At 74.3% G+C, this 1,095-nt stretch carries 1 protein-coding gene and 1 pseudogene; one reads left to right on the forward strand and one right to left on the reverse strand.

What is annotated here, in order from left to right; translation table 11 throughout:
- Positions 1–534: pseudogene (locus x551_RS22560) on the reverse strand (hypothetical protein); the annotation flags it as partial.
- A gap of 132 nt (positions 535–666) precedes the next feature.
- On the opposite strand from x551_RS22560, the gene x551_RS22565 reads away from it, so the two are divergent.
- Positions 667–1,095 (forward strand): NAD(P)-binding domain-containing protein (locus x551_RS22565; protein ID WP_343252169.1); only part of this gene is annotated, 429 nt, incomplete at its 3' end.

The following is a 1,095-nucleotide window of genomic DNA, read 5'->3' on the forward strand; positions in this document are numbered from 1 at the left end:
GCTGGCCGCGGCGGCCTGCGATGCCGAGGCATCGGCGCCGGGCAGCAGCAGCGCGCGGCCCTGCGGATCGATGAGGACGCTGTAGCCGCCCACGTCGCCGTGCGCCAGGCCGGCCTCGTGCATGAAGGCCAGGCCCTGCAGCAGGTCGCACAGCCATTGCGCGGCCTGCACCGGCGAGGGCATCTCGCCGCCGGCCAGATGGGCGTCGAGCGTGAGGCCGGCCAGCGCCGGGCCCGCCAGGAAGGGCCAGCGTTCCTCCACGCCGACGTCGACGATGGGCAGCAGTTGCGGATGGCTCAGGCGGGCCGCGTGGCGCGCTCCGCGCAACCACGCCTCGAGCGCAGCCGCGCCGGCCGGTTGCTGGCGCGGCAGCGTGAGGTAGCGGTCGGCGCCGGCCGCCGGGTCATGGGCCAGCCACAGCATCGTGCGGCTGCTCTTGCCGAGCAGTTGCCGAAGCTCGAAACGACCGAGACGCCGGCTCGTGGACGAGCCGGCCGGCAGGGCGCCGGGCGTGGTGGTCGGGGCAGCGGGCATCGGCATGGGCACAGTGGTCACGCGATTGGACCCCGGAGCGCGCGCCGGCGAAGCCGCGAACTGCGGGGTCCGGACGGGTCTGTTCATGGCGCCGGGCCCGCCATTCCTATACTGGCCCGACCTGACCCTGCCCTGGAGTGTTCACCGATGAAGCTTGCCCTGCTCGGGACCGGACTGATGGGCGCGCCGATGACGCGCCGCCTGTGCGCGGCCGGCCTCGACGTGACCGTGTGGAACCGCACACGCGCCAAGGCCGAGGCCCTGGCGCCGGCCGGTGCCCGCGTGGCCGACACGCCCGAGGCGGCGGTGCGAACGGCCGAGCTCGTGATCACGATGCTCGAGCACGGCGACATCGTGGAGGAGCTGCTGTTCGCGCACGGCCTGGCCGACACGCTGCCACGCGGCGCGCTGCTGGTGGACATGAGCTCCATCCGGCCGGCGCAGGCGCGTGCCCACGCCGCCGCGCTGGCCGAGCGCGGCGTGGCCATCTCGTGGCAGCGTGTCGGCCAGGCCGTGCGCAAACAGCAGCTCCTCCACGATGTCGCCGTGCTCGAGCATCGT

The organism is Methylibium sp. T29 (assembly GCF_000576205.1).
Classification (GTDB): Bacteria; Pseudomonadota; Gammaproteobacteria; order Burkholderiales; family Burkholderiaceae_C; genus Methylibium; species Methylibium petroleiphilum.